At 64.9% G+C, this 20,385-nt stretch carries 16 protein-coding genes; 13 read left to right on the top strand and 3 right to left on the bottom strand.

Annotated elements, in window-relative coordinates; all coding sequences use genetic code 11:
• The first annotated feature begins 269 nt into the window (after positions 1-269).
• The 3 genes from hemE to rho all read left to right on the top strand — a co-directional run bounded on the left by hemE (position 270) and on the right by rho (position 3,267).
• Positions 270-1,301, top strand: a complete 1,032-nt coding sequence (gene hemE, locus C1D09_RS21495) for a uroporphyrinogen decarboxylase (protein ID WP_143976206.1) — start codon at positions 270-272, stop codon at positions 1,299-1,301.
• Positions 1,301-1,837, top strand: a complete 537-nt coding sequence (gene hemJ, locus C1D09_RS21490) for a protoporphyrinogen oxidase HemJ (RefSeq protein ID WP_143976205.1) — start codon at positions 1,301-1,303, stop codon at positions 1,835-1,837. Before hemE ends, hemJ begins: the two co-directional genes overlap by 1 nt.
• 164 nt (positions 1,838-2,001) lie before the next feature.
• A complete protein-coding gene (gene rho, locus C1D09_RS21485) occupies positions 2,002-3,267 on the top strand; it encodes a transcription termination factor Rho (RefSeq protein ID WP_019862177.1) in 1,266 nt (421 codons plus the stop codon).
• Between the two features lie 232 nt (positions 3,268-3,499).
• Here rho and C1D09_RS21480 read toward each other — a convergent pair whose 3' ends face one another.
• Positions 3,500-5,515: a thioredoxin domain-containing protein gene (locus C1D09_RS21480; RefSeq protein ID WP_143976204.1), complete on the bottom strand. Its 2,016-nt coding sequence runs from the start codon at positions 5,513-5,515 to the stop codon at positions 3,500-3,502.
• A gap of 61 nt (positions 5,516-5,576) precedes the next feature.
• Between C1D09_RS21480 and mnmE the strand changes: the two genes are divergently transcribed.
• The 5 genes from mnmE (at position 5,577) to C1D09_RS21455 (ending at position 11,740) form a co-directional block, all read left to right on the top strand.
• Positions 5,577-6,908 (top strand): tRNA uridine-5-carboxymethylaminomethyl(34) synthesis GTPase MnmE, encoded by a 1,332-nt coding sequence (gene mnmE / locus C1D09_RS21475; protein WP_143976203.1) that lies wholly within the window; start codon positions 5,577-5,579, stop codon positions 6,906-6,908.
• Between the two features lie 512 nt (positions 6,909-7,420).
• A complete protein-coding gene (gene mnmG / locus C1D09_RS21470; protein ID WP_143976202.1) occupies positions 7,421-9,292 on the top strand; it encodes a tRNA uridine-5-carboxymethylaminomethyl(34) synthesis enzyme MnmG in 1,872 nt (623 codons plus the stop codon).
• Positions 9,289-9,921 (top strand): 16S rRNA (guanine(527)-N(7))-methyltransferase RsmG, encoded by a 633-nt coding sequence (gene rsmG, locus C1D09_RS21465; RefSeq protein ID WP_143976201.1) that lies wholly within the window; start codon positions 9,289-9,291, stop codon positions 9,919-9,921. The genes mnmG and rsmG overlap by 4 nt, the downstream gene beginning before the upstream one ends.
• Before the next feature lie 54 nt (positions 9,922-9,975).
• Entirely contained in the window at positions 9,976-10,773 is a 798-nt protein-coding gene (locus tag C1D09_RS21460; RefSeq protein ID WP_019862172.1) for a ParA family protein, read from the top strand.
• Between the two features lie 79 nt (positions 10,774-10,852).
• Positions 10,853-11,740, top strand: a complete 888-nt coding sequence (locus C1D09_RS21455; protein ID WP_143976200.1) for a ParB/RepB/Spo0J family partition protein — start codon at positions 10,853-10,855, stop codon at positions 11,738-11,740.
• Between the two features lie 286 nt (positions 11,741-12,026).
• Here the strand turns inward: C1D09_RS21455 and holA are convergent, their stop codons facing one another.
• The gene (holA, locus tag C1D09_RS21450) at positions 12,027-13,070 is read right to left on the bottom strand and encodes a DNA polymerase III subunit delta (RefSeq protein ID WP_143976199.1); all 1,044 of its coding nucleotides are present in this window, start codon (positions 13,068-13,070) and stop codon (positions 12,027-12,029) included.
• Between the two features lie 337 nt (positions 13,071-13,407).
• On the opposite strand from holA, the gene C1D09_RS21445 reads away from it, so the two are divergent.
• From C1D09_RS21445 to lpdA, 4 genes are all read left to right on the top strand, one after another.
• Positions 13,408-14,640, top strand: a complete 1,233-nt coding sequence (locus tag C1D09_RS21445) for a 3-methyl-2-oxobutanoate dehydrogenase (2-methylpropanoyl-transferring) subunit alpha (protein ID WP_143976198.1) — start codon at positions 13,408-13,410, stop codon at positions 14,638-14,640.
• A 3-nt stretch (positions 14,641-14,643) separates the two neighbouring features.
• Positions 14,644-15,657 (top strand): alpha-ketoacid dehydrogenase subunit beta, encoded by a 1,014-nt coding sequence (locus C1D09_RS21440; protein ID WP_143976197.1) that lies wholly within the window; start codon positions 14,644-14,646, stop codon positions 15,655-15,657.
• Between the two features lie 17 nt (positions 15,658-15,674).
• Positions 15,675-16,991 carry a dihydrolipoamide acetyltransferase family protein gene (locus C1D09_RS21435; protein WP_143976196.1) on the top strand — a complete coding sequence of 439 codons (1,317 nt, stop codon included), beginning with the start codon at positions 15,675-15,677 and terminating at the stop codon, positions 16,989-16,991.
• Between the two features lie 62 nt (positions 16,992-17,053).
• Entirely contained in the window at positions 17,054-18,466 is a 1,413-nt protein-coding gene (gene lpdA / locus C1D09_RS21430) for a dihydrolipoyl dehydrogenase (protein WP_143976195.1), read from the top strand.
• A 96-nt stretch (positions 18,467-18,562) separates the two neighbouring features.
• On the opposite strand, the gene C1D09_RS21425 is transcribed toward lpdA, so the two are convergent.
• Positions 18,563-19,666 (bottom strand): saccharopine dehydrogenase family protein, encoded by a 1,104-nt coding sequence (locus C1D09_RS21425; protein WP_143976194.1) that lies wholly within the window; start codon positions 19,664-19,666, stop codon positions 18,563-18,565.
• 170 nt (positions 19,667-19,836) lie between these two features.
• On the opposite strand from C1D09_RS21425, the gene C1D09_RS21420 reads away from it, so the two are divergent.
• Positions 19,837-20,265, top strand: a complete 429-nt coding sequence (locus tag C1D09_RS21420; RefSeq protein WP_010912460.1) for an Lrp/AsnC family transcriptional regulator — start codon at positions 19,837-19,839, stop codon at positions 20,263-20,265.
• The last annotated feature ends 120 nt before the right edge of the window (positions 20,266-20,385 follow it).

Raw genomic sequence — 20,385 nt, 5'->3', positions numbered from 1 at the left:
AATCTGGGGACGGTCCCTGTTGCCTTTCAGCCATCCACAGGGCGGGATTCTTCCTTGGCTTGCTAAGGCTTTGACTCCGATGACGGATTCCGGACCATCCCCAGAGCCCTGCAGCCGGGAGAGGGAAGCGCGCGACAATATGCTTGCTGGCTTTTTGCCTGGCGAAGCGGGACAGGTGACAACCACCACAACCAACAGACTCTTAGAATCAGAAGAATCTTCGATATAAGAATCTTTGATTATAGGAAGGCCGGAGAGGCGAGCGCTCAATGCCCAGAAGCCGGATCATGCTGGACGTCCTGAAGGGCGAGGCGCACTTTCCGCCTCCGCTCTGGATGATGCGTCAGGCCGGACGTTATCTGCCGGAATATCGTGAAACGCGCAGGCGCGCCGGTTCGTTCCTGGACCTCTGCTACGACCCCGACCTTGCGGTGGAAGTGACCTTGCAGCCGATCGAGCGCTTCGGCTTCGACGCCTCGATCCTGTTCTCCGACATTCTTGTCGTTCCGCATGCGCTTGGCCGCGACGTTCGCTTCGAGGAAGGGCGAGGGCCGCTGCTGACGCCGATCTCCGTGGCCGAGATCATGGCTCTGGAAAGCGATGTGTTTCACGTGAATCTCGAACCGGTCTACGAGACGGTTCGCCGGTTGCGGACAAGGCTGCCTGATGAAACCACGCTGATCGGCTTCTGCGGCGCGCCCTGGACGGTGGCGACCTATATGATCGCCGGCCATGGCACGCCCGACCAGGCGCCGGCGCGGCTGTTCGCCTATCGCGAGCCGGCGGCGTTTCAGCATCTGCTCAAGGTGCTTGCCGACCATTCGGCGGCCTATCTGATCCGGCAGATCGAAGCCGGCGCGGATGTGGTGCAGATTTTCGATTCCTGGTCCGGCGTGCTCGACGATGCGACGTTCGACCAGTTTTGTGTCTGGCCGGTGGCGGAGATGGTCCGCCAGGTTCGCGCCGTTCATCCCGATGTGCCGATCATCGGTTTCCCCAAGGGCGCGGGAGCGCGCTACCGGACCTATCGCCAGAAGACCGGCGTGACGGGGCTGGGGATCGACTGGACGGTGCCGCTGGCGGCGGCGAAGGATCTGCAGCGTTCGGGTGCGGTCCAGGGCAATCTCGATCCCTTGAGGCTCGTGGCCGGCGGCAAGGCGCTGTCGGACGGCGTCGAGGCGATCCTGAAAGCGCTGGGAGACGGGCCGCTGATCTTCAATCTCGGCCACGGCATCACGCCGGAGACGCCGATCGCGCATGTCGAGGCGATGGTGAAGCAGGTGAGGAGCGCGGCACGCTGATGAGCGAGATGAACAACACCAACAGCACCGGACAGGCGATGATGCGCATGGTCGTCAGCATCGTCGTGCTGATCGTGCTGACGGCGCTTCTGTTTTTCGTCGCGCCCGAAAGTTTCTATCCCTGGGCAAAGGCGATCCATATCCTTGGCGTCATCTCGTGGATGGCCGGCATGCTCTATCTGCCGCGGCTGTTCGTCTATCACGTCGATGCCGAGAAAGGGTCGGTGCAGTCGGAGACCTTCAAGGTGATGGAGCGGCGCCTGCTGCGCGGCATCATCAATCCGGCGATGATCGTCACCTGGGTGTTCGGGCTTTGGCTCGCCTGGAAAGTCTTCGGCTTCCAGGGCGGCTGGCTGCACGCCAAGATCGGTCTGGTGCTGCTGCTGTCAGCCGTTCACGGCTATCTGGCCGGCGCGGTGCGCAAATTCGCCGAGGATCGCAATGAAAAACCGGCGAGGCACTGGCGGATCGTCAACGAGATCCCCACATTGCTGATGATCGCCATCGTGATCCTGGTTGTCGTCAAGCCGTTCTGAGGCCGATCAGGCCTGTTAAAACGCGGCTTGCTCTTTCATCCGACCGACGATAAAAGACGGGTCTTCCTTCCCGTCATGCGCCGCCCCTCATTGTTTTCGGCCGCGCCCGGCATTTGTCGCATCCCGCCGATATTTTTTTCCCAAAGCTCACCCAGAGTCCGTCTATGCAAGAAATGAAACTTACCGAATTCAAGAACAAGAAGCCGCCAGAGCTGATCGCCTACGCCGAATCGCTCGAGGTCGAGAACGCCAGCGTCATGCGCAAGCAGGAGCTGATGTTCGCGATCCTGAAGAAGCTGGCCGCCCAGGACGTCGAGATCATCGGCGACGGCGTGGTCGAGGTGCTTCAGGACGGGTTCGGTTTCCTGCGCTCGGCCAACGCCAACTATCTGCCAGGTCCCGACGACATCTACATCTCGCCGTCGCAGATCCGTCGCTTTTCGCTGAAGACCGGCGATACGGTCGAAGGGCCGATCCGCAGCCCGAAAGAGGGCGAGCGCTATTTCGCGCTGCTCAAGGTCAACACCATCAATTTCGACGACCCCGAGAAGATTCGCCACAAGATCCATTTCGACAATCTGACGCCGCTTTACCCGACCTCGCGGCTGAAGATGGAAATGGAGGTTCCGACCTCCAAGGACATCTCGCCGCGCGTCATCGACCTGGTGGCGCCGCTCGGCAAGGGCCAGCGCGCCCTGATCGTCGCGCAGCCGCGCACCGGCAAGACGGTTCTGCTGCAGAACATCGCCCACTCCATCACCACCAATCACCCGGAATGCTATCTGATCGTGCTTCTGATCGACGAGCGGCCGGAAGAGGTGACCGACATGCAGCGCTCGGTGAAGGGCGAGGTCGTGTCCTCGACCTTCGACGAACCGGCGGTGCGCCACGTCCAGGTCGCCGAAATGGTCATCGAGAAGGCCAAGCGCCTGGTCGAACATGGCCGCGACGTCGTCATCCTGCTCGATTCGATCACCCGCCTCGGCCGCGCCTACAACACCGTGGTGCCGTCATCCGGCAAGGTGCTGACCGGCGGTGTCGACGCCAACGCGCTGCAGCGCCCGAAGCGCTTCTTCGGAGCGGCGCGCAACATCGAGGAAGGCGGTTCGCTGACCATCATCGCAACCGCGCTGATCGATACCGGCAGCCGCATGGACGAAGTCATCTTCGAAGAGTTCAAGGGCACAGGCAATTCGGAAATCGTGCTCGACCGCAAGGTCGCCGACAAGCGCATCTATCCGGCCATGGACATCCTCAAGTCCGGCACCCGCAAGGAAGACCTGCTGGTGCCGCGCCAGGACCTGCAGAAGATCTTCGTGCTGCGCCGCATCCTGGCGCCGATGGGAACCACCGACGCAATCGAGTTCCTCATCGACAAGCTCAAGCAGACCAAGACCAATGCGGATTTCTTCGATTCGATGAACACGTAAGAGATTACTCATCCCCTTTTGGGGGTGAGCGGTCTGTTCGCGAAGCGACGTCGTCGTGCCACTGGCCCGATCAAAGGCCGGCGGAACGACGGCACGCAGCGGGGGCCGACAGGCGATAGGCACCTGGCCGCCGAGCCCTTCGCAGGCTCAAGGCGTTCGAAGCTCGAAAAGCCAAGCAGTTGGCTTGTCGTCCGCCATGCGGACCGCTTCTCATCCCACAAGGCGGTGGGCGCTATCGCCGCAACAGCCGCTCCAGTTCTCCAGCATCCGTCACCACGGGCAGACACACCTGCCCGGTACAAAGCCAGGCTCCCGGCTTGTCGGTCGGCGGCATGATCCCGCCGGGCAGCAAGGGTCGATTCGTTTCCGAACCGATCAAGGCAATGATGTCGACGCGACGCGGGTCGGGGCACCGATTCGCAACCGGAACGAGCTTTGGATCCTTTGGGCTGTCGACGATGACCAGTTTCAAAGGCTCGATGGCGAGCGTACAGGCATTGACGATGCCGGCCCGGCCATGGGCCTGGTGCGCCGCGCGGCCGGCCGCGTGCTCGGCGATCTTCCAGGCTTGTTCCCCGAGATCGAGATCGCCGGTGACGGAGGCGAGCCGCACAAGTGCCGCGATGATCTGGCTGGTGGCCGAGGAAACGGCTTCGTCGACATCGCCCCTGATGCGGATCGGCACGTCGGTGCTGTCCGAAGCGGTCAGATAGTAGCCTGTGCCGGCGGCATCGGCATGCCAACGGTCGAGCTGCTCGATGAACTGCTTCGCCAGGTCGATGTAGTTCCAATCGCCAGACGCCTCGAACAGCGAGATCGCGGCGTTGGCCATGGCGGCGTAGTCGCTCGACAGGGCGGGAAACAGTTTTCTGGCGCCAAGCATGGAATGCGGCAGGCGGCCGTCGCGGCTGGCGCGGGAGATATGGGCAAACGCCTTGGCAGAGGCCTCGATCCAGTCGGGCCGGCCCAGCGAGCGACCGGCCTCGGCGAGGGCCGCGATCATCAGGCCGTTCCAGTCGGTGAGGGTCTTGGCATCGAGGCCTGGCCTGACGCGCTTTTCCCGGACCGCGAGAAGCCTGGCTTTGAGCGGGAGGAGTTTTTCGCGGTCGGCCACGCTTTGGGCTTGCTGGGCGCGGGTTTGGTGGACGATCGGCTTGCCTTCCCAACCCTGTGGGCTGGATAGCGTGAAGTAACTGAAAAACAAGGATGAATCGTCACCGAGGGCGGCTTCGATCTCTTGCCGGCTCCAGGTGTAGAACAGCCCTTCCTCGCCATCGCTGTCGGCGTCGAGGCTGGCGGCAAGGGCGCCGCCGGTGACGCGCATCTCGCGCAGCAGCCAGTCGACGGTCTCTTCGATTCGTATCCGGAACAAATCGTTGCCGCTTGCCGAAAAGGCCCAGTTGCAGAAGCGGACCAACTCGGCATTGTCATAGAGCATCTTCTCGAAATGCGGCACGAGCCATTCAGCATCGGTGGAGTAGCGGCTGAGCCCGCCGCCGATGTGATCATAGATGCCGCCAGCCAGCATCCGTTCCAGGCTGACAAGCACGTCGTCGCGATGCGCGGCGTTGCCGTCGCGCAGCCAGGACAGCCATAGCGTGAGCATGAATGGCGCGTTGGGGAATTTCGGCGCGCCACGCAGGCCGCCAAGGTCGCGGTCGATCATGCCGTCTATGCCGCCGGCGAGGTCGGTGAGCGCGCCGCGGTCGAGGCTCTGCCTGGCGTGCGTGCCGGACAGCCGCGCCTCGACATGAGAGGTCAGCCCGTCGGCGCTGTGGTGCAGGCTGTCGCGTTTCTCGCGCCAGGCCTTGTCGACCGCTTCCATGACCTGGACGAAGCCCGGACGGCCATAGCGGGCCTCGCGCGGAAAATAGGTGCCGCCCCAGAATGGCTTGCCGTCCGGCGTCAGGAACATGGTCAGCGGCCAGCCGCCCTGCTCGCCCATCGCGGAGAGCGCGGCCATGAAGATCTGGTCGATGTCGGGACGCTCCTCGCGGTCGACCTTGATATTGACGAACAGACGGTTCATGACGGCGGCGACGCCGTCATTCTCGAAGCTTTCATGCGCCATGACATGGCACCAGTGGCAGGCGGCATAGCCGATGGAGAGCAGGATCGGGCGATCGAGCGTCCGTGCTTCCTCGAGCGAAGCCGGCGACCAGGCCCGCCAATGGACGGGATTGCCGCTGTGCTGCTGCAGATAGGGGCTGGCCTCTTCGGCGAGCAGGTTTTGCGCGGGCAGGGTCACGATGGGCAAACTCGGGTTGTCTTGAAGGCGCGAGGCTAGGGCGGTTCAACAGAGCGGGCAAATGATTTCAGGCGATTCGATCGTTGCGCTGTCGAGCGGCCGGCTGCCGGCCGGCGTCGCCGTGCTGCGCATCTCCGGCCCCCGTACTCGATTCGTGGTCGAAACGATTGCCGGCGGCATGGTTAAGGACCGAAGGGCGGTCCTGCGCAAGTTCAGGGCGCCGGATGGAACGGTCCTGGATAGCGGCCTGGTCATCTTCTTTCCCGGTCCGGCCAGTTTCACCGGGGAGGATGTCGCCGAATTCCATGTCCATGGCGGACGCGCCGTGGTGGCCAGGATGCTGGAGATCTTCAGTGGTTTTGAAGGCGTCAGGCATGCCGAGCCAGGTGAGTTCACGCGACGGGCGTTCCTCAACGGCAAGGTCGACCTCGTCGAGACGGAGGCGCTGGCGGATCTGGTCAATGCCGAGACCGAGGCGCAGCGACGCTTCGCGGTCCAGAATGCCGAGGGTGCCCAGAGCGAGCTTTATCTGAGCTGGCGGCGCCGGCTGATCCATGCGCGGGCGATGATCGAGGCGGAGATCGACTTTGCCGACGAGGAGGACGTGCCGGGATCCGTTTCGGATACGGTCTGGTCGGATGTAAGGGCGATGATCGGCGAAATCGAGCGCCACGTTGCCGGATTTCACGCCGCCGAGATCATCCGGGACGGTTTCGAGGTGGTGATTCTCGGCGCGCCGAATGCCGGCAAGTCGAGTCTGTTCAACGCCTTGGCGCGGCGAGATGCAGCTATTGTAACGGATGAGCCCGGCACGACCCGTGACCTGCTCGAGGTGACGCTGGATCTCGGCGGTCTGCGCGTCAGGCTGACGGATACGGCCGGGTTGCGCGACGCGCCGGGCAAGGTCGAGGCGATCGGCATCGAGAAAGCGCGAGCCAAGGCCGACCGCGCCGATCTGCTGGTGCTGCTGGAGGACATTGCGGCTCCTGGCAATATCGGGCCAATCCCGGGCACGGCGAGGTTGCTGCGCGTCGGCACCAAGCTCGACCTGGTGGATGGGCAAGAAGCGGGCGATGCGGCTGGCAAGTATGATTTCGTCATTTCCGTCGTGAATGGCATTGGCGTGGAGGCGGTGCTCGCTGAAATCGGCCGGCGCGCGGCGGAAGCGGCGGGTGATGTCGGGGATGTTCTGCCGTCGCGCCTGCGCCATGTCGAACTGCTCGGTGAGGCGAATCGCCATCTGCTTCGCGCCACGGCCGAGGGCGCCGCGGGCCAGGAACTGCGCGCCGAAGAGCTGCGGCTGGCGGCGGACCGGCTGGGCCGGATCGTCGGCGCGATCGATGTCGAGGATATGCTCGACGTGATCTTCTCGCAGTTCTGCATCGGGAAATGACTCAGGTGAAACAAGTGCTTGCACGCGGGGCACGCGGGGTTTGTGTGCTGGTGACGCGTTAGTGGAAGCCTCGTCGCTTCGTCATCGCTATGGCTAGGCACGGTTCGAGGCGACGCGGCTGGGGCCGCCGGATCCATGCCAGGACGCTGACGCACCACAACGTACTGTCCTTGCTGCATGCGCCGTTCGACCCCGGTCCGAGACAGAGGCTTGGGCCCCGGCGACGGAGCTCCGCTCCTGCTCCGCCCTTGGATGATGAACTGGGAGACAGGCCGGCAATTGGTAGCCGTGATTCACGTGAAACACGCCATAGCTCACCCTTGCGGGAGATTGGACCCGAAGTCCGGGTGGAGTCTGAGCGCACGCTTCCCGGCTGCCGCGCGGCGGCCCTCCCCAGGGGGGAGAGTAAGGGCCCTGCTCTGTTCCACGTGAAACTTGCCGCGAAGTTTTCTTGACAGCTTGGCCCTGCGGGGACATGTGTCCCTCATCTCTTTTTGAGTCCGGGATTTGAAATGACCGATCACTATGATGTGGTTGTGGTGGGCGGCGGCCATGCGGGGTGCGAGGCGGCCAGCGCCGCCGCGCGCGCCGGCGCCAGGACCGCGCTGGTGACGCTGCGCTTTGACACGATCGGCGTGATGTCGTGCAATCCCGCAATCGGCGGGCTTGGCAAGGGCCATCTGGTCCGCGAAATCGACGCCATGGACGGGCTGATGGGCCGCGTCGCGGATGCGGCCGGCATCCAGTTCCGTTTGCTCAACCGCCGCAAGGGTCCTGCGGTGCGCGGGCCGCGCACGCAGGCCGACAGAAAGCTCTACCGCCTTGCCATGCAGGAAGCGATTCGGCAGCAGAACGATCTCGACGTGGTCGAGGGCGAAGTGCTGGATTTCGAAATCAACGAAGGACGGATCGGTGCCGTCCTGCTGGCCGACGGCCGCCGGCTGGCGTGCGGCGCCGTGGTCCTGACGACCGGCACCTTCCTGCGTGGCCTCATCCATATTGGCGAGAAGAAGATCGTCGCCGGCCGCATGAACGAGCAGGCGAGCCTCGGTCTGTCGGCGACGATGAACCGTGCCGGCTTCAGGCTCGGCCGGCTGAAGACCGGCACGCCACCGCGGCTGGACGGACGAACCATCGACTGGGCGTCGCTGGACAGCCAGGCGGCGGACGAGGAGCCGGTGCCGTTCTCGCTGATGACCGACCGCATCACCGCACCGCAGATCGAGTGCGGCATCACCCGCACGACATCGGCCACGCACGAGCTGATCCGCGCCAATCTCGGCCGCTCCGCCATGTATTCCGGTTCGATCGAAGGCGTTGGGCCGCGCTATTGCCCGTCGATCGAGGACAAGATCGTCAAATTCGGCGACCGCGACGGCCACCAGATCTTTCTCGAGCCGGAAGGGCTCGACGACGACACCATCTATCCGAATGGCATTTCGACCTCGCTACCCGAAGACGTGCAGCTCGAGATACTCAAGACAATTCCCGGACTCGAACATGCAATCATGCTGCAGCCCGGCTATGCCATCGAGTATGATCACGTCGATCCGCGTGAGCTGAATCAGACGCTGGAGACGAAGATTGTCGCCGGCCTCTTCCTCGCCGGGCAGATCAACGGCACGACCGGGTATGAGGAAGCGGCCGCGCAAGGCTTGCTCGCCGGCCTCAATGCGGCGCGGCGCGCATCGGGCGGCGAGCAGATCGTGCTCAGCCGCACCGAGGCCTATATCGGCGTGATGGTCGACGATTTGACCAGCCGTGGCATCAGCGAACCCTACCGCATGTTCACCTCGCGCGCCGAATTCCGGCTGTCGTTGCGCGCCGACAATGCCGATGAACGGCTGACGCCTGTCGCCGACAGGCTGGGGATCGCCTCGGCGCAACGCATGCAGCGCTATGGCGATGTCATGGGGCGGCTCGACGCGGCGCGCGAACTGGCCCGATCGGTGGCAATGACTCCCAACGAGGCGGCGCGGCATGGGCTGGAGATCAATCGGGATGGCGTGCGCCGGTCCGGGTATGAGCTGCTGGCCTATCCCGAGGTCGACGTCGCGTGGCTGGCCGGGATCGAGCCGAGATTCGCGGCGATCGACGCCAAGACCGCCGAGCGTCTCGAAACGGAGGCGAAATATTCGGTCTATCTCAACCGGCAGAAGAGCGATGTCGCGCAGATCCGCCACGAAGAGAGGCGGCTGATCCCCGAGACGGTCGATTTCGCCGGTGTACCGGGCCTGTCCAACGAGTTGAAGCAGAAGATGCAGGCGCGGCGGCCGCGGTCCATCGCCGATGCGCAGCGCATGGAGGGCATGACGCCGGCGGCGCTGGCGATCATTGTCGCCCATGTCCGCCACCATGAGAGCGCGCAGAGGGACGTTGCGTGAGCTCTTTCTCCTGGAAGAGCCTGCAGGACGCGGCCGGCCCGGTTTCACGTGAAACATTCGATCGCCTGGTGGCGTTCGAAGCCATGTTCCAGAAATGGAATCGCAGCATCAACCTGGTCGCGCAGTCGACGGCGGGCGATGTCTGGCAGCGCCACATCCTCGACAGCGCGCAGTTGGCGCGCCTAGAGCCCAATGCCACGCATTGGGTCGATATCGGTTCGGGCGGCGGATTTCCGGGCCTGGTCATGGCTTTTCTGCTCGCCGAGCGGGACGGAGCCAGCATCGATCTGGTGGAGAGCAACCGCAAGAAGGCATCGTTCCTGCAGACAGTCATCGGCCAGTTCAACCTGCCGGCGCGGGTTGTCGCGCGGCGGATCGAGGATAGCCATGCACTTGTTTCGCAACCGCAAATCGTCACGGCACGGGCTCTGGCCTCGTTGTCGGTCCTGCTCGACCTCTCGGCGCCGTGGCTGAGGGCGGGCGCGCGCGGGCTGTTCCACAAAGGCCGGGATTATCGCGCCGAAGTGCAAGAAAGCGTTAACCGATGGGCCTTCGATCTGGTAGAACATCCCAGTGTGACGGACCCCCATGGCGTCATCCTGGAACTGTCTAACCTGCGACCTGTCTGATCTTCGGCAGGTCGGGCTATTTGGCGACCCAAAATGAATTTCTGGCATAAACCCATGAAGAACGGCCCCCGAATCATCACCGTAGCCAACCAGAAAGGCGGGGTCGGCAAGACCACCACCGCCATCAATCTGGCCACCGCTCTGGCCGCGATCGGCGAAAAGGTGCTGATCGTCGACCTCGACCCGCAAGGCAATGCCAGCACCGGCCTCGGCATCGACCGCAAGGACCGAACCGTTTCTTCCTATGATGTGCTGACCGGCGAACTGGAGCTGGAAGCCGCCGCCATTCCGACCGCCGTGCCCGGCCTGTCGATCGTGCCGTCGACGCTCGACCTGCTCGGCATCGAGATGGAGATCGCCTCGGCGCCCGACCGGGTGCTGCGGCTGCGCAACGCCCTGCGTGCCGCCTCGGCGCGTTCGGCCGGTTTCGGTTATGTGCTGATCGACTGCCCGCCCTCGCTCAACCTTCTGACGTTGAATTCCATGGCGGCGGCCGATTCGGTGCTGGTGCCGCTGCAATGCGAGTTCTTCGCGCTCGAAGGCCTCAGCCAATTGCTGGAAACCGTCGAACAGGTGCGCCGGTCGATCAATCCCGACCTCACCATCCAGGGCATCGTGCTGACCATGTATGACGGCCGCAACAATCTCGCCAACCAGGTGGTGCAGGATGTCCGCCAGCATATGGGCGACAAGGTCTACGAGACCATCATTCCGCGCAATGTGCGGGTGTCGGAGGCGCCCTCTTACGGCAAGCCGGCGATCCTTTACGATTTGAAGTGCTCGGGCAGCCAGGCCTATCTGCAACTGGCCTCGGAAGTGATCCGCCGCGAGCGCAAATTGCGCGCCGCTTGATTGGTCCGACGCAGGATTACAAGCCGATTCGATACCGAAACGATCCAAAGACGACAATCAAAATAGACCTGGAATGGACATGAGCGAAGACCTTTCGAGGAAAAGACTGGGCCGTGGCCTGGCGGCACTGATCGGCGAGATCGATCGCCCGGCGGCCCCGGAAAAGCCAGGCATGAGCGCCGACGGCAAGGTGCCGATCGAGTTTCTCAGCCCCAACCCGAAAAATCCGCGCCGGCACTTTGGCGACGCCGAGTTGACCGACCTCGCCCAGTCGATCCGCGAACATGGCGTGGTCCAGCCGGTGGTGGCGCGGCCGTCGCCGTCGCAGGCGGGCCGCTACGAGATCATCGCCGGCGAGCGGCGCTGGCGCGCGGCGCAGCGCGCCGGGCTGAGCGAGATCCCGGTCATCATCCGCGAGGTCAACGACCGCACCGCGCTCGAGCTGGCGATCATCGAGAACGTCCAGCGAACCGACCTCAACGCCGTCGAGGAAGCGCTGGGCTACCAGCAGCTGATCGACGAGCATGGCTACACCCAGGCCGATCTCGGCAATGTCATCGGCAAGAGCCGCAGCCATGTCGCCAACACGCTCAGGCTGCTGAAACTGCCGGACGTGATCCGCGACATGCTGGTCGACGGCGCGCTGTCGGCCGGCCATGCCCGCACGCTGGTGACGGCGGCGGATCCGGCCGGCCTTGCCAAGCGCATCGTCGAGGAAGGGCTTTCCGTACGTCAGGCCGAAGCGCTGGCGCAGATGCCGGCCGGCCCCACGCCGGCCAAGCCGAAGCAGCCGCAAGCCTCGCCGGAAAAGGATGCCGATACGCAGGCGCTGGAAAAGCTGATGACCGACACGCTCGGCATGATCGTGGCCATCGATCACAAGGGCAAGGGCGGCGAGCTGCGGGTGTCCTACCGCTCGCTGGAACAACTGGACGAGCTGTGCCGGAGGCTGAAGCAGGACCGGTAATTAGCCGGCAAATGACTTCAGGCGGAAGATTGGTTCAACGCTGAAAAAGAGGGCTGGCCGTGGGGCCGGCCCTTTCGTTTCGCGGCGCCGGCGCAATCGGCGAAGTGCGATCTCTCCCTTCGTGGGGTGCCTGCGGGCCAGCGCCCCCTCCGGCATGCCCGCCGTCTCCCCACGATGAGATCGCCCCGCGCCGGAAAGGCGGCGATCGCTCTAACTCTTTGTTTTGACGCGATTCCCAGGGAAAGCGCCAACGCGGTTTTCCGGAGAACCGCTCACTGTTCCTGCTCTAACGCTGCCCCAGCCTCGCGCTCTCCACTGCAATGCCGAGCAGGGCCTGGCGCGCCAGCGCCTCGGACAGATCGGACCGTTTGCGGGTCTGCAGCACGGCGGTCTGCAGCCGGGTCAGCGCGCGGCCCAGCGCATCGCTGCTCCAGCGTTCCAGCGCCTTCTCCACAAGCTTGCGCCGCGAAAAGAAGACCGGCGGGCGCGCGCCGGCGACGACCGACGCGGCGTTGCGCCCGCCCGAGTCCATCTGGCCGCGCATGACTTGAATCTGCTGCAACTGGCGCATCGCCGAGGACAGCACCAGGAAGGGCGGGCCGCCGGACTGGCAGTGGCGGGTGAAGGCGGTGTCGAAGTCGCCGATCTTGCCCTCCAGCAGCGCGTCGACGGCATCGTCGAGCGAGGAGCCGGACACGTCGCCCGACATCGCCCTGATATCCTCCAGGCCGATCTCCTTCTGGCCGTGGGCATAGAGGATGAGCTTCTCGATCTCGCCGCGCGAAGCCAGCCTGTCGCCGCCGAGATTGCGGCGCAGCGCTTGTCTCGCCTCCAGCGTCATCGACATGCCGGCCTTGCGCAATTCATCGTCGATGACCGTGTCGATGTCGCGCGCCTCGTCGGCATAGCAAGGCAGCGCCATGGCGTTGTCGGCGCCCTCCACCACGGCGCGCAGGCCGACGCCCTTCTTGAGATCTCCGGCCTCGATGAGGATGATGGCATCGCGCGCGGGTTCCGCCGTCAGCGCCTTGACGTCCTCGGCCAGGGCCTTCTGGCCGGTGGCATTGCGCACCCAGAGCAGCCGCCGGTCGGAAAACATCGGCACGGTGCGGGCTTCGTCGAGCAGCCGGCCCTCGTCGCGGTCGACCTCCGAGCCCTCGAGCCGGACCACGGAGAAGGGATCGTCGAGCGGCAGGCCGGTCTTTTCGGCAAAGGCCTTCGCACGCTCGGAGACGAGGCCGCGATCGGGGCCGTAGAGCAGGACGATGGAGATGCGCGGGTCGGGCCGCGCGAGCCAGGAATCGACCTCGAAAGCTTTCTTCTGTGCCATGGGGGGTGGTTAGCATGATGCGGGGTTGGGGTGAATGGCGATCGGCACCGACGTTCTTTCCCTTCTTCCCTCATGAGAGAAGCAAGACCTCATGGGAAAGCAAGACCGGGCGATGGTCCGCCGCCCGATCGCCTTATCTGGCGGAAACCCCCGCCCGAGCTTGCCCCAAATTGCGCGGCGCCGTGAAACATCGACAAGAAATTTCGCGGACATATCTCCATCTTGGCGCAGGAGGCTGGATCGGCCGGCGCGGCCGGTCCGACGAGCTTCGGTGAATTCGCACTGGACGCGCGGATGTGCGAATATCGGCGCCAGGCAACATTGGAGGACGAAGGCCGTGGCCGATGATGGGATGTTGCATTTTCACGTTCCGGAGCCGGAAGTGCGGCCGGGCGGCACGCCTGACTTCTCCAACGTGACCATCGCCGCGGCCGGCTCGGTGCCGCGCCCCGACATCGCTGTCGATCCGCGCACCATCCGCGACATGGCCTTCTCCATCATCCGCGTGCTGAACCGCGATGGCGAGGCGGTCGGACCCTGGGCAGGGCTGCTCTCCAATGAGGAGCTGCTGCAAGGCCTGCGCCATATGATGACGCTCAGGACCTTCGACGCCCGCATGCAGATGGCGCAGCGCCAGGGCAAGACCTCCTTCTACATGCAGCATCTGGGCGAAGAGGCTGTGAGCTGCGCCTTCCGCAAGGCGCTCCAGCCGGGCGACATGAATTTTCCGACCTATCGCCAGGCCGGCCTGCTCATCGCCGACGACTATCCGATGGTCACGATGATGAACCAGATCTATTCCAACGAGGCCGACCCGCTGAAGGGCCGGCAGCTGCCGATCATGTATTCGTCGAAGGAGCACGGCTTCTTCTCCATATCCGGCAATCTGGCGACGCAGTACATACAGGCGGTCGGCTGGGCGATGGCTTCGGCCATCTCGAACGATACGAAGATCGCGGCGGCCTGGATCGGCGACGGCTCGACAGCGGAATCCGATTTCCATTCGGCGCTGGTGTTCGCCTCCACCTACAAGGCCCCGGTCGTGCTCAATGTCGTCAACAACCAGTGGGCGATCTCGACCTTCCAGGGCATTGCGCGCGGCGGCTCCGGCACCTTCGCGGCGCGGGGCCTCGGCTTCGGCATCCCGTCGCTGCGTGTCGACGGCAATGACTATCTCGCCGTGCATGCGGTGGCCAAATGGGCGGCCGAGCGCGCGCGGAAGAATCTTGGACCGACGCTGGTCGAATATGTCACCTACCGCGCCGGCGCCCATTCGAGCTCGGACGATCCTTCAGCCTACCGGCCGAAGACCGAATCCGATGCCTGGCCGCTCGGCGATCCGATCGTGCGGCTGAAGAACCATCTGATCGGGCTCGGCGTCTGGTCGCATGAGCGGCACGCGCAGGCCGAGGCGGAAATCCTCGACACGGTGATCGCCGCGCAGAAAGAAGCGGAGAGCCACGGCACGCTGCATGCCGGCGGCAAGCCGTCGACGCGCGACATGTTCGAGGGCCTCTATGCCGAAATGCCGCCGCATCTCAGGCGCCAGCGCCAGCAGGCGGGAGTCTGAGCCATGCCGAGACGGACCATGATCGAGGCCATTCGTGATGCCATGGACGTGTCGATGGGGCGCGACGACAAGGTCGTCGTGTTCGGCGAGGATGTCGGCTTCTTCGGCGGCGTCTTTCGCTGCACGCAAGGCCTGCAGGCCAAATACGGCAAGAGCCGCTGCTTCGACGCGCCGATCAACGAATCCGGCATTGTCGGCTCGGCCATCGGCATGGCCGCCTACGGCCTGAAGCCATGCGTGGAAATTCAGTTTGCCGACTACATGTATCCGGCCTACGACCAGCTGACCCAGGAAGCCGCCAGGCTGCGCTACCGTTCGAACGGCGATTTCACCTGCCCGATCGTGGTCCGCATGCCGACCGGCGGCGGCATTTTCGGCGGCCAGACGCACAGCCAGTCCCCGGAAGCCCTGTTCACGCATGTGTCCGGCCTGAAGACGGTGGTGCCGTCCAACCCGCATGACGCCAAGGGGCTGCTGATCGCTGCGATCGAGGATCCCGATCCGGTGATCTTCCTCGAGCCGAAGCGGCTCTACAACGGCCCCTTCGACGGCCATCACGACCGTCCGGTGACGCCGTGGTCGAAGCATGAGCTCGGCGAGGTCGCCGACGGGCACTACACCGTGCCGCTCGGCAAGGCGGCGATCCGCAGGACCGGCTCGGCGGTCACGGTGCTCGCCTACGGCACCATGGTCTATGTCGCCCAGGCCGCGGCCGAGGAGACCGGCATCGATGCCGAGATCATCGATCTCCGAACGCTCTTGCCGCTCGACCTCGACGCCATCGTCGCTTCGGTGAACAAGACCGGGCGCTGCGTCATCGTGCATGAGGCGACGCTGACCTCCGGCTTCGGCGCCGAGCTGTCGGCGCTGGTGCAGGAAAACTGCTTCTACCGTCTGGAGGCGCCGGTGGCGCGGGTCGCCGGCTGGGACACGCCCTATCCGCACGCGCAGGAATGGGACTATTTCCCCGGCCCCGCCCGGGTCGGCCGCGCGCTCATTGAAACATTGGAAGCCTAAAGTGGGGGAGGCCTGACATGGGCGAACACATCATCAAGCTGCCCGATGTCGGCGAGGGCGTTGCTGAGGCCGAACTCGTCGAATGGCACGTCAAGGTCGGCGACATGGTGCGCGAGGACACCGTGCTTGCCGCCGTCATGACCGACAAGGCGACGGTCGAGATCCCGTCGCCCGTCGATGGCGAGATCCTGTGGCTGGGCGCGGAGATCGGCGACACGGTGGCGATCGGCTCCCCCATCGTGCGGCTGAAGGTGGCGGGCGAAGGCAATGTGAAGCCGCAGGGCGATGCCAAGGCCGAGGCGGTGGCCGCCGCGCCGCCGGCGAAGCTCCCGACGCCGAAGCCGGAGACCGCCGCGCCGCCCGCGAAGACCTCGCCAAAGGCCGGCGCCCCGGTGGCGAAACCCGCTGCGGCCATTGCGAAAAACACCGGGCAGGGGTCAGTCTCCGGCTCGCCGCGCCCGGAGGGGGAAAAGCCGTTGGCGTCGCCGGCCGTGCGGCTGCGCGCGAAAGAGGCCGGCATCGATCTCAGGCAGGTCGCGGGAAGCGGCCCGGCCGGACGCATCGGCCATGACGACATCGAGGCATTCCTGGCGCGCGGGCCGCAGGTCGCCAAGGCTTCGGGCCTCGCGCGCAACGATGCCGTCGAGGACATCAAGCTGGTGGGCTTGCGGCGCAAGATCGCCGAGAAGATGACGCTGTCGAGATCGCGCATCCCGCACATCACCTATGTCGAGGAGATCGACGTCACCGCACTGGAGGACTTGCGCGCCGCCCTCAACAAGGAAAAGCGCGCGGACAGGCCGAAGCTGACGCTGCTGCCGTTCCTGATGCGGGCGATGGTCAAGGCGATCGCCGACCAGCCCCAGCTCAATTCGCTGTTCGACGACGAGGCCGGCATCATCCACCAGCATGGCGGCATCCATATCGGCATCGCCGCGCAGACGCCGTCCGGGCTGGTGGTGCCTGTCGTCAAGCATGCCGAGGCGCGCGACATCTGGGATTGCGGCGCCGAGGTCAACAGGCTGGCCGAGGCTGCCAAGTCCGGCACGGCGACGCGCGACGAGCTGTCGGGCTCGACCATCACCATCACCTCGCTCGGCGCCATGGGCGGCATCGCGACGACGCCGGTCATCAATCATCCGGAAGTGGCCATCATCGGCGTCAACAAGATGATGGTGCGGCCGCTGTGGGACGGCACGCAGTTCATCCCGCGCAAGATGATGAACCTGTCGTCCAGCTTCGACCATCGGGTGATCGACGGCTGGGATGCCGCGGTGTTCGTGCAGCGCATCAAGGCGCTGCTGGAAACGCCGGCGCTGATCTTTGTGGATTGAGAGCTGATGAGGCCAATCAGGACGGTCCGTCGAAGGTCGCCGGCGTCGGAAGGACAGCAAAGATGAAAGAAATCTCCTGCAAGCTGCTGGTCATCGGTGCCGGTCCGGGCGGTTATGTCTGCGCCATCCGTGCCGGCCAGCTCGGCGTCGACACGGTCATCGTCGAGGCCGGCAAGCCCGGCGGCACCTGCCTCAATGTCGGCTGCATCCCGTCCAAGGCACTGATCCATGCGGCGGAGGAGTTCGAAAAGGTCTCGCACATGGCCGGCGGCAAGAGCCCGCTCGGCATTTCGGTGTCGGCGCCCGCGCTCGACCTTGGCAAAACCGTTGCCTGGAAGGATAGTATCGTCAGCCGGCTCAACAGCGGCGTCGCCGGCCTGCTGAAGAAGGCAGGGGTCAAGACCGTGCACGGCTGGGCGACATTCCGCGACGGCAAGACAGTGGAGGTCGAGACCGAGACGGGAAGCCAGGTGATCCGGGCGGAGACGATCGTCATCGCCACCGGCTCGGCGCCGGTCGAGCTGCCGTTTCTTCCCTTTGGCGGCCCCGTCATCTCGTCGACGGAAGCACTGGCACTGAGCGAAGTGCCCGGGAAACTCGCGGTGGTCGGTGGCGGCTATATCGGGCTGGAACTCGGCATGGCCTTCGCCAAGATGGGCGCCGAAGTGACCGTGGTCGAGGCCTTGCCGCGCGTGCTGGCGCAATATGACGCGGAGCTGACCCGGCCGGTCGTCAAGCGGCTCGCCGCGCTCGGCATCGACGTCATGACCGGGGCCAAGGCCAAGGGCCTGTCGACCCAGGGACAGGCGGGCAAGGGCGACGCGCTGCTGGTCGAGACGGCGGACGGCAAGAATGCAAAACTGTCCGCCGACAGGATCCTGGTGACGGTCGGCCGCAAGCCGGTGTCGGAAGGCTGGGGCCTCGACCAGATCGACCTCGACATGTCAGGCAAATTCATCCGGATCGACGATCAATGCCGCACCTCGATGCGGGGCATCTTCGCCATCGGCGACGTCACCGGCGAGCCCATGCTGGCGCATCGGGCGATGGCGCAGGGCGAAATGGTCGCCGAGATCGTCGCCGGCCACAAACGCAACTGGGACAAGCGCGCGATCCCCGCGGTGTGCTTCACCGATCCGGAGCTGGTCACTGTCGGGCTGTCGCCCGAGGAAGCCAAGGCCGCCCAGGGCGAGATCAAGGTCGGGCTGTTCCCGTTCGCCGCCAACGGACGGGCGATGACGAAGCTCGGCGAGGATGGATTCGTCCGTGTCGTGGCGCGGGCCGACAACCATCTGGTGCTCGGCATCCAGGCGGTCGGGCAGGGCGTGTCGGAACTGTCGGCTGCGTTCGGCCTGGCGCTGGAGATGGGGGCGCGGCTGGAGGACATCGCCGGCACCATCCATGCGCACCCGACGCAAGGCGAAGGGTTCGAGGAAGCGGCGCTGAAGGCGCTCGGGCACGCGCTGCATATTTGAGGGTAAGCCCCAGGCTCCCTTTTCCTCTCCCGATTGACGGGGGAGAGGAAAAGCGGGGGCCAATCCAACGGGGGAGAAGGAAGATGCGCCGCAGCCTCAGCTCGCCAGCCGGCTCACCATTTCGTGCTGGGCATAGGCGCGGCCGAAGCGATTGGCCAGAAAGGCATCCAGCGCGATGTCTTCCTGCCTGACGAAGCCGGTCGCCGGCAGGCTGCCGTCGGCCAGCATATCGAGAACGGCGCAGATGCCGGACGCCGTGGTGATCTGGATGGCGCTGCGCAGCTGGCCGCCGACGCGCTGCGAATAGATCTTGTTGGCGTAGGTTTCCTGCAGCAGGCGACCGTTGCGGCGGCCGGAGACGGTGACGAAGACGATGACCACGTCCTGTAGCGTCGCCGGCAGCGCGCTTTCAAAAATGTCCTTCAGCACGTCGCGGCGGTGGCGCAGGCCGAGGTCGTTGAGCAGCGCCTTCATGATGGCGGCGTGGCCGGGATAGCGGATGGTGCGGTAGTTCAGCGTGCGCACCTTGCCCCTCAGCGTCTCTGCCAAGGTGCCGAGCCCGCCGGAAGTGTTGAACGCCTCGTAGGTGACGCCGTCGAGCGAGAATTCCTCACGCTCCTCCAACGGCGGCACTTCGATCAGCTCGCCCTCGACGATCGCCTCGCAGGGCTCGCAATATTCGTTGATGACGCCGTCGGTGCTCCAGGTCAGGTTGTAGTTCAGCGCATTGGACGGGTATTGCGGCAGCGCGCCGACGCGCATGCGCACGCTTTCCAGCGTGTCGAAACGGCTGGCCAGATCATTGGCGACGATCGAGATGAAGCCCGGCGCCAGCCCGCATTGCGGGATGAAGGCGCTCTTGCCCGAACGCGCCAGTTCCTTGACGCGGCGGGTCGAGACGACATCCTCGGTGAGGTCGAGATAATGCACGCCGGCACTTGCCGCAGCTTCGGCGATGCGCGTGGTGAGATGGAAGGGGGCGGCGCTCAGCACCGCGAACTTGCCGGCGAGCGCTGCTTCAAGCGCGCCTGCCGCCGCGATGTCGAGCTCGAGCGTCTCGACGCCGGCGGGCACTTCCGCCGCGGCGAGCTGCGCCGCCGAGCGGTCGACGAGGGTGACGCGGTAGTCGCCGGTCGCGGCGAGCATTCCGGCGATGGTCGAGCCGATCTTGCCGGCGCCGACGATAACGATGTTGTTCATGGTCAAATACCCCTGCCAGTTTTTGATTCACGCGGTTCCTGCCGGAAAGCCGCTGCACGCCTTTCCTGGAATGTTGGCGGAAACCATCGCAGCTTGCCTGTCGAAAGGAAGTGTGAAATCTGGCAGAATGAACCCTATCTTTAGTCGATCCGCCGAAGGAGATCGTCGAAATGCTCAGTGAAGCCGAACAGGCGCTGCTTTCCCTGCTGCGTTCCAACGCCCGTGCCTCGACGGCCGAACTGGCGCGGCGGCTCGGCGTGTCGCGCACCACGGTGCAGAGCCGGATCGAGCGGCTGGAACAGCGCGGCATCATATCAGGCTATGGCGTCAAGCTCTCCGCGGACTATGAGCAGGGCCTGGTCAAGGCGCATGTGCTGCTCACCGTGACGCCCAAGCTCGCGGACAAGGTGGTGCGCGCGCTGCAGGCGCTGCCGCCGGTCAGGACGCTGCACTCCGTCAGCGGCAATTTCGACATGATCGTCATCGTCGACGCGCCGTCGATCCGCGACCTCGACGCGCTGCTCGACCAGATCGGCGCCATGGACGGGGTCGAGCGGACCTCGTCGTCGATCATCCTGTCGACGCGCATCGACCGGTGAAAGCCGGCGCCGGCCGTGCGGGCCGGATCGCCCTTGAACGATTTGAACCTCTTACTGATTTGTAAGAACCCGGCAAAGCGGCCGTATGATTGACGAGGCAGTGTCTCGCCGGAACCGCAG

The organism is Mesorhizobium intechi (assembly GCF_002879535.1).
Lineage (GTDB): Bacteria > Pseudomonadota > Alphaproteobacteria > Rhizobiales > Rhizobiaceae > Mesorhizobium > Mesorhizobium intechi.
This window is presented reverse-complemented; position numbering and strand designations above follow the sequence as displayed.

Coding starts and splice junctions, on each gene's coding strand:
- hemE (WP_143976206.1), top strand. CDS start 270: ATGCCCAGAAGCCGGATCATGCTGGACGTCCTGAAGGGCGAGGCGCAC.
- hemJ (WP_143976205.1), top strand. CDS start 1,301: ATGAGCGAGATGAACAACACCAACAGCACCGGACAGGCGATGATGCGC.
- rho (WP_019862177.1), top strand. CDS start 2,002: ATGCAAGAAATGAAACTTACCGAATTCAAGAACAAGAAGCCGCCAGAG.
- mnmE (WP_143976203.1), top strand. CDS start 5,577: ATGATTTCAGGCGATTCGATCGTTGCGCTGTCGAGCGGCCGGCTGCCG.
- mnmG (WP_143976202.1), top strand. CDS start 7,421: ATGACCGATCACTATGATGTGGTTGTGGTGGGCGGCGGCCATGCGGGG.
- C1D09_RS21460 (WP_019862172.1), top strand. CDS start 9,976: ATGAAGAACGGCCCCCGAATCATCACCGTAGCCAACCAGAAAGGCGGG.
- C1D09_RS21455 (WP_143976200.1), top strand. CDS start 10,853: ATGAGCGAAGACCTTTCGAGGAAAAGACTGGGCCGTGGCCTGGCGGCA.
- holA (WP_143976199.1), bottom strand. CDS start 13,070: ATGGCACAGAAGAAAGCTTTCGAGGTCGATTCCTGGCTCGCGCGGCCC.
- C1D09_RS21440 (WP_143976197.1), top strand. CDS start 14,644: ATGCCGAGACGGACCATGATCGAGGCCATTCGTGATGCCATGGACGTG.
- C1D09_RS21435 (WP_143976196.1), top strand. CDS start 15,675: ATGGGCGAACACATCATCAAGCTGCCCGATGTCGGCGAGGGCGTTGCT.
- lpdA (WP_143976195.1), top strand. CDS start 17,054: ATGAAAGAAATCTCCTGCAAGCTGCTGGTCATCGGTGCCGGTCCGGGC.
- C1D09_RS21425 (WP_143976194.1), bottom strand. CDS start 19,666: ATGAACAACATCGTTATCGTCGGCGCCGGCAAGATCGGCTCGACCATC.
- C1D09_RS21420 (WP_010912460.1), top strand. CDS start 19,837: ATGCTCAGTGAAGCCGAACAGGCGCTGCTTTCCCTGCTGCGTTCCAAC.